The sequence below is a fragment of the Geomonas diazotrophica genome (genome assembly GCF_019063885.1).
In the GTDB taxonomy this organism is placed as follows: domain Bacteria; phylum Desulfobacterota; class Desulfuromonadia; order Geobacterales; family Geobacteraceae; genus Geomonas; species Geomonas diazotrophica.
The window spans coordinates 3,325,099-3,339,274 of sequence record NZ_CP077684.1 but is presented as its reverse complement, the minus strand read 5'-3'; the positions used below and the strand labels follow the sequence as shown (position 1 = coordinate 3,339,274).

Here is a 14,176-nt window from a genome sequence, read left to right as displayed (position 1 = left end):
GTGGCTTCTTGTCAGACGGTTCGACTTCGCTCAAGCTCCTCTACTTCGGAGAGCAGGTAGCGAATGTTACCGTTTTTGCCGGAGCCCAAGTATAATCTCCGTAATTTGCCTTGCTTCGCAGCACGGTCTGCTGAACTTCGTGAACAGTCCCATCGTTCTGCAAGTTTGTTAGGAGAAATGTATTGTGTTTCATGATTTTCACCGAGTGACCTGACGTTACGATTTGCTTTCATGTGTCTCCTCCGCTGATTATTTGGAGGAGAATGCCTGGTGGGGCAGACAAAATAGGGAATAATATAAAAAATTATTTTTCTGAAAATTATCTTGACAACTCTGTGTATGTCTTTGAATATGAAACTATGCTTGCCGTGAGGCCTTCTCCATCTGTCTAGATGGAGACACATCGCCCAATGTTGGCGATTACCCCCTGCTGCAGAATCCCGCATCTGGATGACACCAGCAGTCTTATCGATTCAGCAACCACCTACCTGAAATTGTGGTGGGTTGCTGCACCTATCCCATGGCTACCAACGATGCGTCTATCTGGCGCCGCTGTGCGGCCGCAATCTTAATGTTGCTCTACGCTTGTCTGTGTGCACAGGTCTCCGCTCGTTAATTCCTGCAATATTGAGGAACTGCCTTGTGTCGCTCGGCTGAACGTCGTTCAGGCACCGCGGTCTCGTATTGCGCGGGGCAATCAAGTTGATCGTGCTGTGCATGGACCTAGAACCGCGCGTGTCCAAGGGTACTCCTTGTACCCACCCCCTACCTTGCCCGAAAGTCTTAGAGTCCCCCCATTGAATTAAGACACCGAGGCAATGTTACTCTTGACTGTTCCGAGATCAGATCAAGAGGCACCCACCTCTGAAACCGCACCGAAGCAGGATATCCCAGATAATTTGAAGACACATCTGAAGTCGCAATTCATCGACACCTTAGATGTAGAAACACAACACAGACGCTGCCGCTCTTGAGCTGCCCGGAATCCCCGGCGCTCTTTTCAGAAGTCGGCAGTAACCGCGTCGGTGATTACATAGATGATTCAGGCAACAGCTAGATGTTGCCTGAACGCAAAATGGTGGTGCTCCCGAACGCGGTTACTGCCGACGTAGGGAAAGAGCGCCGGGGGGAAGCTCTTGTATGACGGCCATTTACACGCCGTTCAAACGAATCGCATCCTTCGAAGAAGTAGAACCGCCGTATCGTAGGTGATTGGGAGCTCAGGAACTGCGCCTGAAGAATTCTCCTCATTATCTAAGACACCATGCCGCTTGCGCGCGGCCCCTGCCGACTTGGGTTAAAGGGGAATGGCAAACACGGACTACACCGTGACCGAGGCCTCACCATTGGGTGAGAAGCTAATGGGTCCCGCAAGGGATTTTGCAGACCACTCTCCGATTTTGAAAGAACTGCCGTGATCTGAGTGCCTTCTGGGCTCTGAGATCACGGCAGTTGCCCTACTAACCCACGGAAAGGAGATGTCTCATGGCAAAGGTTAAAATAAAGATCAAAGGTAAGAATGGAAGGATTCATTCTGCACAGACTGTGCTTCCAGCGCCGAAACCCGGAGGACCATCGGGGAGGAAGTACCGCACCCCACAGGCAGAATTTCGGGGGGAGTATATGTCATCGTCTATGCATACCATGGCTGAGGGGACTGCGAAGAAATTCCACGAGGCGCTTAATAAAGCCGGAGAATACATGCGCAGGTATGAAGGGCTCTCAAGTTTTGCCGGCAAGGGGATGAAGGCGCCTCATGTGGAACGGTATGTCCATTACCTTATGAATCGATATGTGTCAGAGCATACCGGCCGGCCCCTCACGGACAAAAGTATCAAGGATCTTTTGGGGCAATTCAGGAAGGTACTCCTTGTTCTTGGAAAAGGCCATATGCTTCGAGATTACGAATATTATGGGCTTAAGGTGACTCGAGAGGATCTGGAACGCCCTATAAAATTCCCGACCAGGTGGGAAGCCGATCGCGCCGCCTTTCAGCAGCGTATGGATGGACAGGCAACGTGGATTGGAGTTGCTGCTCAACTGGGATTAGCGTTCGGGCTTAGAGAGCAGGAGCGTATTAGGTCCCGTGATGTTCTCGTAAAGAAAGACGGGAAATATTTTGCTACCTGGAAATGTGGTGACGAGAAAGAGGTCACGGTCCGGCAACTCGCCGAACGTTATGGCCCGACTTTCCGCGACCGTCTTGGGCTTGTGGAAGAAGAGACGCGGTATCTTATCGTTCAGGGGGCAAAAGGGGGCCGGAATCGTCCATGCGAAATCTACAACAGCGCGCGTAGTGAGGCGGTGGATCGCGTCCAGGCCTATATTCGCGGGAATAGAGCCGAACATAGACAGCATATGTCTCTGATCCCGGACCGGTTTACCCTGGAGCAGGGGCGTGCCCAATACAGTAAGGCTCAGGAGCGCTGCGGGGGGACGAAAGAAACCTTGTGCCACAGCCATGCGGACCGGCATTGGGACGCGCAATTGTTGCAGTCTGAAGGATGGGATGACCAAGCCATCGTTGAGGACAAAGGACACTCAGATCCTCGAAAAATTCACTACTACATCGATTGAAAAATTTGAACGGGAGGGCGCTGGTTACACCTCAGACCTCGCCGATGTGAAAAAAGCCGTTGTCCCAACATTAGGGGCAACGGCTTTTTTGTGTTCAGCTGGGAACTATGAGGGGGGGCTGTAACCGCCGGTGGCTCATCAATTATAAGCCTCGCCGGTTGAGTAGGACCGTTTAATCGGCTGTCGGATCCTGGACACCTTCAAGGTGCTGTCGCCCAGTTCGTTCGGCATGGAGCCCAACGAACTCCAGTGCGGTTGCGTTGATCTCGACGGCGGTCATAGCCGCCTTCAGATCCTTGGTGGTGCGGGTAATTCGTTGAATCCACTCCTGATCGGCTAGTTGGACCGTCTGGCGCAGTGCCCGCCGGAGGGCCTGGGCTATTTTCATGTACTCCTGGAATGCGCCGGACTGCTCGCTCAATAGCGCCTCGATCTCCTTGTCCAACCGGTTCAGTTCCTCTGCCATTTCTGCATTTGCCTGCATGTGTCCTCCTTGTCTATCGGTTCTTTTATTTTTATTTGCGGCTGGGGGAGAGTGTATCGAGCGGGGTTATGCTGCTCTGTGTACGGCTTTAGCGGGAGCTATCAGGAGGGCACCACCGCCCACCGGTTCGAGGACGTAATTGTTACCTTCCTTGCCGATCACGGCACAGATAGTCCCCTGGTACGCGACTAGGCGTACCTGGGAAGCAGATCTATGGAAACAGGCTTGTCCGGAGCGGAGCAGCGAAAAGAGCAGGCCGCCGGCGAGCAGAAGACAGAGAACCCATCGTACTAAAGTAACACGTCTCAATGTAATATTCCCTGTTGTGAAAGTAAGTAACGAAAGCCGCCCCTGCAAATGGTTCAAAGTGGTTCAAAATGGTTGTAAGTGGTTCTCTGGTGGTTCAGAAGTGGTTGTAAATGGTTGCAACTGGTTCAAAGTGGTTGTTCTCGTCGGCTACCGTTACACCCATTCACGTGAACCTGTATTTGACGTTCCATCCACCGCTGTTGAACACGCTCATTCCTTCCGGAGAATGTCCCCGGCGGTGATGTATGCCCAGGTCACCCTCGCCGCATGGATCCGGGTGGGCTCGGGGGCTGTTGGGGCCAGGATTATAACGACAGACAGCCACCCCGCGAGCGTAATTGCTACCATCGACGCTAGAAGCGTTACGGTGATCCGATTTATGATCCAGCAGACGATGCGTTCGATTTTTTGGGGTTGTGTCAACTGTTCCATAAACATCACTTTTCGATACATCTTCTAAGTGCAAAAAATCCCCAAAAGAGGGGGGTGTATCTCTGACAGCAGCTGCCACTTGAAGCTGCTGAGCATTTTGAGCCACCACCTACGGGGCGCCGGTGTTGAGGTTCCATCGAAAGGTGTCGTGCTTGGGACCTTCCAGCTAGGGAAGTGCGTTGCGGGTCGCCTTCACCAGGTTCTCCTGGAAATCTTTGAAAGCGAATTTCATTGACCTGTCGAATCCGCTCTGTTTAGTCAGGTGAGCGGAGCTCTTCCCCCTTCCTTTCACGATGACCGACTTTCCCATGCCTTTGGCATCCTTGTGGGTCACATTCACGTATATCTCACCGACAGGATGTGAAGACGAACCGACGAAGCCAAACGCGTAAACCGTGAGCATGTTCATCAGGAGGGGAGTCGTCGGGTTTTCGAAAACGCCAAGGATGTTCTCCTGCAGCGTCAACACAGCATCCCTGGGAGCCTCAGGCCCCATGGTGACGGTGTAGCCAGCTTCCTCCAGAGCCTGTTTAGATCTCTCCGAGATGATGGTGGAGAGGTCGGCGTCAGTGACGTAGTCCGGCTCAGCTTTGCTGCTGGTAGTCCAACCCTGCGACAGGCTGGTGTGGCCGTCCTTGTTCTTGACGATGGTAGGGCTCTGCGTGACCGGGTAAATGTGAACTTTGCCATTCGCGATGTTTTTGAACTCGTTATCGATTTCACCAAGAGGAGTTATGGCAACGTTGCGGGTGCTATTGCAGCCGGTGAGACAAAACAGAGCGACAAGGGGGAGCAGCTTGAAAATGTTGTTTTTCAAATGGAAATTCCCTTGATGATGTCTTGCTCTTCCTTTCAAGAAGAGGTTTGTTTCTGTAAAAGGAATAGCCTCGGAGCAACAGCCGAGGCCTTTCCTCTTTATTGTTAATGGTGATCGGGGATATCTGGTGAAGGCGCGATGCCAGCCATGGCTTCTATGCTGCAAGGATCTGTGGCCGTGAAGGCTTTCCATTCATCGTTTTCGCATTCCTGCTGTTTGTCTAACGTATCAACCTTTGCCTGTAAGCGTGCAGCAGCCCCAATCATTGCCTCAGACATCCTCTGTGCCTGGTCTTTTGCGCCGGGCTGAAAGCTTGCCCAAATCACCCTGGCAACCCAGAGAGCAAACAAAATCGGGACGCAGACCATTAAGAAAAACGCCCCCGCCATGCCAATCTGGCAAAACTTCCAGGTTCCGTACATAACGATCGCGGATACCAAAATTACATTCGCTGCCATTTTTAATTTGAACATTGCCAATCTCCTCTAGCTTATGAAGGATACGCTGAAAACCAGGATAACTGTCGAGCGCTGGCCTTCTGTCTGTACGTTCCTCGCCAGAACTGCAGCCCAGATCATTTGGTTTGTGTGGCCTCCCCGATGAACCAGTGAGCGCTCCTCGCGTTGATGGCTATGACGTTTATCTCTAATTGCCGATATCCACTCGAAGCTCCCCTCGCAAATCCTCGTTGCATTCATGCACTCTTAGCAGGGATTGGATTAGGGGGAGTCGGCGGTGATACTTGAGAACAGCTAGAGTCCAATGCAGATAACCGAAAAAAACTCTTGCGCCACTCCGGGTCGGTTCCCACCTAGGCCTAGCTTCTTATATCCAAACTATAAATTTCTGTCCTCTGCGAAAAATCTGCTCGGAGTAACCTGGAAATCAGCCCTTGGGCCAACGATCTCCCTACGAGCGCCAGCCACTCCCTCATTAGCATCTTTGTACTCCATAAACTTTTTTTTCGGCTTGCTCCCTATTTCATCATCAGACCACGGTGTGTTAGAGCCAGTAGAAGGCGCTGCGGCTGGAATTTCGTTTACTTTGTCGATCATGACACAAAAACAAAATGCGAGAAAAGCCACAAACAACGAAAATCCTCCGACTTCCCCTTTCCCGGCCAGAATGTTCATAGCCCCAGTGAGGAAGAAAAACAATGGAACGACTTTGGTGCATTTTTTACTTTCTAGCTTTTCCATTTATTATCACCTTGCTTATTGCGAAATCTGGAAAGAAGGTTCTACTTCGGGGGGGCTACTTTCATGGGTTCACGTATCTATTTATTAATCCGACGTTTAAAAGTGTTGTCTGTGTCCATGTAATACCACCAAGGGCCCCAAGCTACCGCCTTCTTATCCGTGGCAAACCAACCATCGATTATTGCTTCAATAATCTCCATGCCATTTCTCAATCTATCTATTAAACGAAATGGGACACCGTCAAAAAGTGCAAAGAGAAAAATCAGCCCTGTGAAAACCTTGCAACCGCTTTCAAAAACAAATTCTGTTGATGCCCCAATCCACAACAACAAGCCGTAAAAGGCTACTCCGCCGGCTATTCCTAGCACAACAGTAGGAACACAAAATCCCAATGCCGTGAGAGGCAAAACAGTTAAAACGGATCTTTTGTTGTTGAAGCCGGCATGTGGGTTGTAAGACCCGCAATGTCGGCCATCACTGTGACGTCTTAGGGCGTTAACTTTCATCTCCATGCCACTCATATTTGTCCCCGTTCTTCAGTTTCATTCAGACCGAAGTGATGATACAAGTAATACTTGAAAAAATCAATTAAAATAAAGTGATAGTGTGTGTATCCTGTTCCGGTCCTTCTGTATTCTGCCGACAAAGGACTAGAACTCTATGAAATCTAAAATTCTGTCAAACGAAGACCTTGGTGCTCGTCTCCGGAGTTTCCGAAAAGGCAAAAAAATCACCCAGGAGCAGCTGGCGGAAGCGCTCGACGTCTCAAGCCAGTTGATTCAACAGTACGAGGCCGGGCGATCTCAGATGACCTCCCTCAGACTTCAAGCAATTGCACAGGTTCTTGGCATTTCTGTAGGTGAGTTGTTTGACGAACCACCGTCTACCCTTTCAAAGGATGAACAAAAGTTGATCCAGGCATTCAGGTTATTGCCCAGTAATGAAGTCAAAAAGTTCCTCCTAGACTGCCTCTGCAAGTAATTAAAAGGTGTAGTTATAAGGGGCTGCTATCTTAAGAAGCCGCGCAGGAAGTCCGCGCGGCTGCATTTAAAGCTGAGGGTCCAGAATGGAGCGGCGGGGCCTGGCCCCGCCGCATTTCAATTCAAGCTTTTAGCTGTTTCAGGGCCGCAAGCCGTTGTTCCATCCGCTCAATATCCGCTGTTAACGATTCATCGTCTGACGTTGCCTCACCAAACTGCTCTATTTCCCATTCTGCCGACTGCATATCTAGCCACTTAAGGGACATCTCGTGCATTACGAAAATGCTACCTTTCTCGATGGTTACCTTCGAGGCTGAGCAATACATTTTTGCGCTCACCCTTTTTACACCAGGGCAAGGAATCGGGACTTTTGCCTGCGTTATTTTTTTAGCCACTGGGAACCCAAAAAAGCAAACCATGCTGCCCTCAGACGTGATGGTCGTTTTCGCTGTTATCCGAATGGAAACAAAGCGGTTAGTAGGGAGTAGATAGATTTCGTCCAGAGCCGCTTGAACTGCCGCCTCTTTGCTTTTGTGGAAGATCCACTGCTGTTGCCATTTCCCTTCCAATTCACGAGCTCTTTCGGTCATGAGCACGTTGAAGGGTGCCATTACTGCGATTTTGTCTTCTGTGATGTCTGTGATAGATATCCGCATAGAAATCTCCTTTTTGGTGTGTCATGCACACCGGGTTATGGGTTACATACGGGAAATGCGTGTGAGGGCAGACAAAAATTGGCAGGGCTCTTCATTTGCGCTATGAAAATCTTGTCTGGTAGGAGAGGCGAGACTCGGTTGTGTTGCAGGATGTTGAGTGGAATGTATCGTAATTACAGGAATATTTCTTTGCCGTAGATTGCGTTTGCTGTATAGTGCGTCTGGACGTGAACCTGAAAAAGTCGAACCGGTCTCAGGCTTGCCCGACCCCAGGGGGCACTATGCCAAGGAGCTTTCTGAGATATTCGGGAGTGATACGGCGGAGAGAAATAGCTATGAGCATGAATGAAGCGGATACTCGGTACCACCTCATTGACCCCGTGCTTCGAGAAAAAGGCTATGTCAGCAGGGATCAAATTACGCTCGAAACCATTCTTACACCTGCACCGGTGGAACCCACTGGCCCCAAAGGTCGCCGTCGCAAAGGTTCTGGCCGCACGGATTACCTCCTCTGTGTTCAGGTTGGTGACATGCCAAAATCACTGCCGGTCGGAGTACTGGAAGCCAAAAGGGAGGGGGAAGACCCGCTTAAGGGAATGCAGCAGGCGAAGGGATATGCCGATTGTCGGCGTTTCGAGGTGAAGTATGTCTTTGCCACAAATGGCCACCGCTACGGCGAGTTCGATTTCTACACCAACCTGCAAGGGGGACCTTTTCCCTTTGCCGACTTTCCTCAACATCCGGATCTGACCGCAAGATATGCCAAAGATACCGGAATTGATGTGAGCACGGCCGAGGCGGCTATTTTGTTTCAGGCCGACAGCCCTGCATGGTCACAGAGCCGCTACTACCAGGATGCTGCTATCCGCGCCGTTTTCGAAAAAATCATTTGCTGTCGCCAGAACAACGAGCCTTCTCGCGTACTGCTCACGCTTGCCACCGGTGCGGGCAAGACGATCATCGCCACCAACCTACTGTGGCGCTTGGGCCAAGCAGGGCAGCTTCCTAGACCGGCGCTGTTTCTCTGCGACCGAGATGAGTTGCGCGAACAGGCCTACACCAAACTCAAAGCGGCCTTTGGCGACAACGCTCGCATCGTCAGGACCGAAAAGGGTGGCAACGCCGCTCAGAACGCCCGTATCCATATCGCCACCTACCAGACTCTTGGTCTAGATGATGATGAAGGTTTTGCCAGCTTCTTGAGTGAACACTACGGCGAGGATGCCTTCAGCGTTATCATTATTGACGAGTGCCATCGTTCGGCTTGGGGCCGATGGTCGGAAGTGCTCAAGCGTAACCCGAATGCAATTCACATCGGTCTCACCGCCACCCCGCGCAAGTTGCATGAATCGAAAAACGCCACTCCCGAAGATCAGGAGATCACCGCGAACAACCTCAAATATTTTGGTGAGCCGGTCTACGAATACACCCTGATTCAAGCGCAGGAGGACGGTTATCTTGCCGCTTGCGAAATCGTCAAGCGGAAGTCCAGCATCGACAACCGGGTGTTCACGAGGGAAGAAATCCTCAAGGCCGGCGTGAAGGACATTCGCACTGGCAAACCACTGACCGAGACGGACCTGACCAAGGCGGAATACACCGGCAAAGACTTCGACGACGAGCTGTTCATCGAGTTGCGCACCCCCAAGATGTGCGAAGATCTTTTTGCCTTGCTCTGCCAGAACGGTGGCCCGGAACAGAAGATCATCATCTTTTGCACCCGGGAGATCCATGCCGACCGCGTGGCCCAGCAGATGAACAACCTTTACACCCGCTGGTGCAAGGAGCAGGGCCAGGCGCCCAAGGATCATTACGCCTTCAAGTGCATGGGCGGGGCCAACAACGGTTCGGACATGATCGAGCCCATGCGCGGCTCGGGCGAGCGCGCCTTCGTTGCCTGCACGGTGGATTTGCTCGAAGCTGGCGTTGACATCGAACGTCTCAACGCCGTAGTATTCTTCCGCTACCTGCAATCGCCCATCAAGTTCTACCAGATGGTGGGGCGCGGCACCCGCATCCACGAAGAGACCGAAAAGTACAAGTTCTGGCTCTACGATTACACCGACGTCACCAAGCTGTTCGGCACCGACTTCATCACAAATCCGCCGCGCCCTGGGGGGGGCAAAGGTGGCGGTGGTGGAGTAGGCCCCGGTGGCGGTGACGACCCCGAGCCGCCCAGCGTTGCCGAGGTCGGCGGGTATTACGTAACGGTGACCCCGCAAGGACGCTTCATCCTCACCAGCCGCGACGGCCGCGATACCCCGATTCCAGTGGACGAATACCGCCGCGAAGTGATCCAGCGGGTGCTGCAGGAGGCCCACAATCTCGATGAATTTCGAGCCCTCTGGATTGAACAGCCGAAGCGCCGCCAACTGATCAACCACCTGCTGGGGGACAACTTCAGCCCGGACGTGATCCGCGAAATCGACCAGATGGACGACTTTGACCTATACGACTTCTTCGGCCACCACGGCTACCACGCCCGTGCCCTCAAACGTCCTGAACGCGGCGCCCTGTTCATCAGTCACAACCAGAGCTGGTTTATTGGCATGGACAGTAAGGCTGCAATCGTGCTCAAGGGGGTTGGCCACCAGTTCGCCCAGGGAGGAACCGAAGCATTGGAAACGCCGGCGTTGTGGGAGGTGCCGGAGATCAAGCTGGCGGGCGGATTAGATGCGCTGCGGGTGTTGGGTAAGCCAGTGCAAGTGATGCACGAGGCAAAGGGGAGGCTGTTTGCTGTATGAGAGAGAGAACTACACGCATTGGTGATATTGCTAAGGTTGTTGCCGGAGGCACACCGCCCCGCGGAGTAGAGAGGTACTATAGGGGAGCAATCCCGTGGGTTAAAACGCTGGACTTGAATAACGGGATTGTAGACGAAACAGAGGAAACCATAACTGAAGAGGGACTTCGTTCAATCCGAGGTGATGTGAATCCGCCCGGTACAGTTATGGTTGCCATGTATGGTGGAGCTGGGACCATAGGGAAATCCGGAGTGCTGCGCATCAATGCGGCCACCAACCAAGCCGTGGCATCTGTGCTGCCGAATCCTGATTGTTTCGATTCAGAGTTTCTACACTACCAGTTGATGTATCTCAGGTCCGAATGGATGCAGTTCAGCCAGGGCAACCGCAAAGACCCCAACATCAACAAGTCGGTTGTTGAGGGGATGCTGATATGGTTACCAAAGAGTGTGGACGAGCAAAAAGCGATTGCCGCCCGCCTGAAAGCTCAATTGGCTGAAGTGGGAAAAGCCCGTCTGGCGGCACAGGCCGTCAAAGCCGAATCTGACGCACTCTACAGGTCTATTTACAGACATGCCTTTCATAGGCTGCTTCCGATTACTGTCCCTCCCACTTTTGTTGAGCCACCAAGCGAGTGGTCATGGGTAAAGCTAGATGAAGTTGCTCGTCTTGAAAGTGGTCACACACCAAGCAGAGATAGACCTGATTGGTGGGGTGGAGACGTGTCGTGGCTTTCGTTGACGGAAATCCGTAGGCTTGATGGCAAATGGGTTGAAGAAACCGAATTGAGAACAAACGATGCAGGTGTTGCCAATTCCTCAGCCCGCATACTTCCCGAAGGTACAGTATGCTTTTCAAGGACAGCGTCAGTCGGCTTCGTTGCAATTATGAGAAAGCCCATGGCAACTAGTCAGGACTTCGCCAATTGGATTTGCACAGATCGGCTAAACCCTGAATTTTTGATGCATGCGCTCATTGCCGCTCGTACACATGTGAGAGAGCTAGCCACTGGTGCGACCCATAAAACCATATACATGCCTACACTGAAGGCTTTTCATATCTGCATGCCTGATAGGTCGACCCAAAACAAGTTAGTCAGAAAAATTAATGAGCAATTAGCTGCTCAAAAAGTAATTCTCAATGGGGCACTAAAAACACTCTCTGAGATGGACTACCTCCCAACTCGCATCCTCGCCAAAGCTTTCGAGATTTGAATAATGACAAGAATAAAGAAGCCTAAAAAACAACCTAGGACTATTGCGACTGCGCAATCACTTTCCTCTTTCGTGAAAGGCATCTGTGACGTGATGCGTCGCTCCAACTGTGCCAGCGCCTTACAGTATGTGCCTGAACTTACCTGGATTCTCTTTCTGCGCATACTGGACGCGCAGGAAGCCCGTGCCCGTGAAAAGGCCGAAGTCGTTGGCGCCGACTTCTCCCCGGCTCTGAGCAGCCCCTACCGCTGGCAGGATTGGGCCGCACCATATTCGAACAAGTCCGACCACCAGAAAACCAGCGAAGGGAAGCCTTTCGGCTGGAAGCGTCAGGAACTGTTTGCTGCAGGCGACGGCAGGCTGTTCGACTTCATCAACAAAGAGCTGCTGCCCCACCTGCATAGCCTGGACATTGATACCCGCACCGGACTGCCCAACCCTCATGCCAGCCGAAAACAGCGTATCATTGGCCGCACCATGACGGCGGTTGAAAAGGTGCGTGTCGATTCAGAAACCAACCTGCGCGACATTCTGGACAAGGTGCACGAGATTCACATCGACCATGTGGATGATACGCATTTCTTTACGCTGTCACAGGTATATGAAGACCTGTTGCTGAAGATGGGCGAAAAAAATTCAGACGGCGGCCAGTTTTTCACCCCGCGCGAGGTCATCCGGGCGATGGTGCATACGGTGAACCCGACGCTGGGCAAGACGGTGTACGACCCGTGTTGCGGCACTGGCGGTTTTCTGGCCGTTGCCTATGAGCACATGTCCCGTAAGTTGGGCAGCAGCCCCACCAGCACCGACATCGACACGCTGAAACATGAAACTTTTTTTGGCCGGGAGAAAGAGAATCTGGTCTTCCCCATCGCGCTGGCCAATCTGGTGCTGCACGGCATTGACCAGCCAAACTTATGGCATGGCAACTCACTCACTCGCCGCGCCACCTATGGCGCCCTCTTTGATCAGGCCCCCAAGAAATTCGATGTGATCCTGACCAACCCGCCTTTCGGCGGCAAGGAGGGCAAGGACGCACAGAAGAATTTTGCCTTTGAAGTCAACTCGACCCAAGTACTGTTCGTGCAGGACATTCTGAGTGAGCTTGCTGCCAAGGGCACCTGTGCGATCGTTTTGGATGAAGGCCTGCTTTTCCGCACCACAGAAAGCGCCTTTGTTGAAACCAAGCGCAAACTTGTGGACGAATGTGATCTCTGGGCGATTGTTAGTCTACCGGGCGGCGTCTTCTCCACCGCTGGGGCTGGTGTAAAAACCAACCTCCTGTTTTTCAGCAAGGGGAAGAAAACCGAGAAAATCTGGTACTACGACCTGTCGCATGTGAAGGTTGGCAAGAAGACGCCGCTCACCCTAGCTCATTTCGGTTTTGACAAAAACGGAGAGATACTGGCCGATGCGCAACTGCCGCCAAATCTTACTGGAGACTGGCATAAACGCGAGGCCGACGCTGGCCAACCCTTTCCCAGCTATGCCCGCATGCTCAAGCTGCGCGGCACTCCCGACGGGGACAGCCGGTATTCCTGGACAATCGATTTTGCCGCACGCCGTGCCAAGGCCCGTGAAGAAATGCAACCGTTGCTGGATGAGGCCGCACGGGTCAAGGCCATCGTCGTTGATTTGAAAGAAAAGCTCAAGCGCCTGAAAAAGGAGAAGGCCAATAATTCCGAACTGGAGGCGCTGGATGCGCAAATCCGCGAACAGGATAAAGCCGCCCGCGAACTGGAAATCAAGGCCGCTAACATTGACGCTGCAGTGTTCGACCTGAAAGCGGTCAACCCCAATGCTGTCACCAAAATCGATGACCGCACGCCAGCGCAGATTATCAGGGGCATTGAGGCACAAGGCCGCATCGTTGCCGATGCATTGGCCAAGCTGAGTGCCTTGCTCGCGGCGCCGGACTGACGGTCATGGCCCCCTCACAAGGCCCGGCCATCTCAATTGCAAGAACTCTTTTGCGCGGCTTGGGGAGCAAAAGCACGTGTCATGATCAGTATAGGAGGCGTCTCAGTACAGGTATGTTAAAAGTTGACATTAAAAGATTGAAAAGCATTATAAACAAAACCCGCTCATCACTTAAATGGCGTGTAGTCGAATATAAAAATACGGATGCATATTGCTTCTCAATATTCTCAGACTCGACAAGTAAGATCCATAATATTTATTATCCTGACCAGTTATTCCAAAAAACAGAGCAAAACCTAGTTGGATTTCTTCATGAACTGTGCCATGCGTATTTAGCTGAAACGGTGCACCCTCAGTTTGGAGGAATATTTTTTTGGCCGGAAACATCGGAGAGCATCATTGATAACGTCAAACACGTATTTTTGACGGCGCAAGATTGGTTTGTGGACGGGATGGTTGCTAAATTGTGTGGTACAGCATTTAAGCAAATTTTGTCTGATGATTGTGATATGCTTCATAAACTGAATGAGCGCATGTCTAATAATGATAAAGAATTTGAATACGGTTCGGCCTTAATATTTGCCCAATATGCGAAATATTTAAATTCTGATATGGCCATCGATGATTCTCGTCTAAAAGCAGTTAAAATATTGCTCTCCATTGATCCACAAAAAATCTCGTTGGCAAAGCTTGAGTTGTTGACAGCACAGTTGCTAGGAATAGAAAACACTTATGCTTGTAAAGCAGAATTTAATACAGAGGTTGGCTTTGAACTGTTTCGAGTTTCAAGGTTATTTAGTCCGTTAGATGCTTGACATGAGCCGAGCATTTTAAACACACAATT

Annotated in this window: 12 protein-coding genes; 6 read left to right on the top strand and 6 right to left on the bottom strand. The window is 51.6% G+C overall.

All coding sequences use genetic code 11. From position 1 onward, the window contains the following. Positions 1-1,485: 1,485 nt before the first annotated feature. Positions 1,486-2,577 carry an integrase domain-containing protein gene (locus tag KP003_RS14420; RefSeq protein WP_217299788.1) on the top strand — a complete coding sequence of 364 codons (1,092 nt, stop codon included), beginning with the start codon at positions 1,486-1,488 and terminating at the stop codon, positions 2,575-2,577. A gap of 172 nt (positions 2,578-2,749) precedes the next feature. Here KP003_RS14420 and KP003_RS14415 read toward each other — a convergent pair whose 3' ends face one another. The 5 genes from KP003_RS14415 to KP003_RS14395 all read right to left on the bottom strand — a co-directional run bounded on the left by KP003_RS14415 (position 2,750) and on the right by KP003_RS14395 (position 6,330). Next, positions 2,750-3,061, bottom strand: coding sequence for a hypothetical protein (locus tag KP003_RS14415; protein WP_217299787.1), 312 nt, complete (start codon positions 3,059-3,061; stop codon positions 2,750-2,752). 907 nt (positions 3,062-3,968) lie between these two features. Next, positions 3,969-4,619, bottom strand: a complete 651-nt coding sequence (locus KP003_RS14410) for a hypothetical protein (protein ID WP_217299786.1) — start codon at positions 4,617-4,619, stop codon at positions 3,969-3,971. A 104-nt stretch (positions 4,620-4,723) separates the two neighbouring features. Further along, a complete protein-coding gene (locus KP003_RS14405; protein WP_217299785.1) occupies positions 4,724-5,092 on the bottom strand; it encodes a hypothetical protein in 369 nt (122 codons plus the stop codon). A gap of 363 nt (positions 5,093-5,455) precedes the next feature. Next, positions 5,456-5,818, bottom strand: a complete 363-nt coding sequence (locus KP003_RS14400; protein ID WP_217299784.1) for a hypothetical protein — start codon at positions 5,816-5,818, stop codon at positions 5,456-5,458. Positions 5,819-5,895: 77 nt separating this feature from the next. Then, positions 5,896-6,330, bottom strand: coding sequence for a hypothetical protein (locus KP003_RS14395; RefSeq protein WP_217299783.1), 435 nt, complete (start codon positions 6,328-6,330; stop codon positions 5,896-5,898). A 148-nt stretch (positions 6,331-6,478) separates the two neighbouring features. On the opposite strand from KP003_RS14395, the gene KP003_RS14390 reads away from it, so the two are divergent. Next, positions 6,479-6,799 (top strand): helix-turn-helix domain-containing protein, encoded by a 321-nt coding sequence (locus tag KP003_RS14390; RefSeq protein WP_217299782.1) that lies wholly within the window; start codon positions 6,479-6,481, stop codon positions 6,797-6,799. A gap of 121 nt (positions 6,800-6,920) precedes the next feature. Here KP003_RS14390 and KP003_RS14385 read toward each other — a convergent pair whose 3' ends face one another. Continuing rightward, entirely contained in the window at positions 6,921-7,454 is a 534-nt protein-coding gene (locus tag KP003_RS14385) for a hypothetical protein (protein ID WP_217299781.1), read from the bottom strand. A gap of 335 nt (positions 7,455-7,789) precedes the next feature. Here KP003_RS14385 and KP003_RS14380 point away from each other — a divergent pair, with 335 nt between their 5' ends. From KP003_RS14380 to KP003_RS14365, 4 genes are all read left to right on the top strand, one after another. Continuing rightward, positions 7,790-10,198, top strand: a complete 2,409-nt coding sequence (locus KP003_RS14380; RefSeq protein WP_217299780.1) for a DEAD/DEAH box helicase family protein — start codon at positions 7,790-7,792, stop codon at positions 10,196-10,198. After that, a complete protein-coding gene (locus tag KP003_RS14375) occupies positions 10,195-11,412 on the top strand; it encodes a restriction endonuclease subunit S (RefSeq protein ID WP_217299779.1) in 1,218 nt (405 codons plus the stop codon). The genes KP003_RS14380 and KP003_RS14375 overlap by 4 nt, the downstream gene beginning before the upstream one ends. A gap of 3 nt (positions 11,413-11,415) precedes the next feature. Beyond that, the gene (locus KP003_RS14370) at positions 11,416-13,332 is read left to right on the top strand and encodes a class I SAM-dependent DNA methyltransferase (RefSeq protein ID WP_217299778.1); all 1,917 of its coding nucleotides are present in this window, start codon (positions 11,416-11,418) and stop codon (positions 13,330-13,332) included. Between the two features lie 113 nt (positions 13,333-13,445). Beyond that, positions 13,446-14,147, top strand: coding sequence for a hypothetical protein (locus KP003_RS14365; protein WP_217299777.1), 702 nt, complete (start codon positions 13,446-13,448; stop codon positions 14,145-14,147). Positions 14,148-14,176: the final 29 nt, after the last annotated feature.

Coding starts and splice junctions, on each gene's coding strand:
- KP003_RS14420 (WP_217299788.1), top strand. CDS start 1,486: ATGGCAAAGGTTAAAATAAAGATCAAAGGTAAGAATGGAAGGATTCAT.
- KP003_RS14415 (WP_217299787.1), bottom strand. CDS start 3,061: ATGCAGGCAAATGCAGAAATGGCAGAGGAACTGAACCGGTTGGACAAG.
- KP003_RS14405 (WP_217299785.1), bottom strand. CDS start 5,092: ATGTTCAAATTAAAAATGGCAGCGAATGTAATTTTGGTATCCGCGATC.
- KP003_RS14400 (WP_217299784.1), bottom strand. CDS start 5,818: ATGGAAAAGCTAGAAAGTAAAAAATGCACCAAAGTCGTTCCATTGTTT.
- KP003_RS14395 (WP_217299783.1), bottom strand. CDS start 6,330: ATGGAGATGAAAGTTAACGCCCTAAGACGTCACAGTGATGGCCGACAT.
- KP003_RS14390 (WP_217299782.1), top strand. CDS start 6,479: ATGAAATCTAAAATTCTGTCAAACGAAGACCTTGGTGCTCGTCTCCGG.
- KP003_RS14385 (WP_217299781.1), bottom strand. CDS start 7,454: ATGCGGATATCTATCACAGACATCACAGAAGACAAAATCGCAGTAATG.
- KP003_RS14380 (WP_217299780.1), top strand. CDS start 7,790: ATGAGCATGAATGAAGCGGATACTCGGTACCACCTCATTGACCCCGTG.
- KP003_RS14375 (WP_217299779.1), top strand. CDS start 10,195: ATGAGAGAGAGAACTACACGCATTGGTGATATTGCTAAGGTTGTTGCC.
- KP003_RS14370 (WP_217299778.1), top strand. CDS start 11,416: ATGACAAGAATAAAGAAGCCTAAAAAACAACCTAGGACTATTGCGACT.
- KP003_RS14365 (WP_217299777.1), top strand. CDS start 13,446: ATGTTAAAAGTTGACATTAAAAGATTGAAAAGCATTATAAACAAAACC.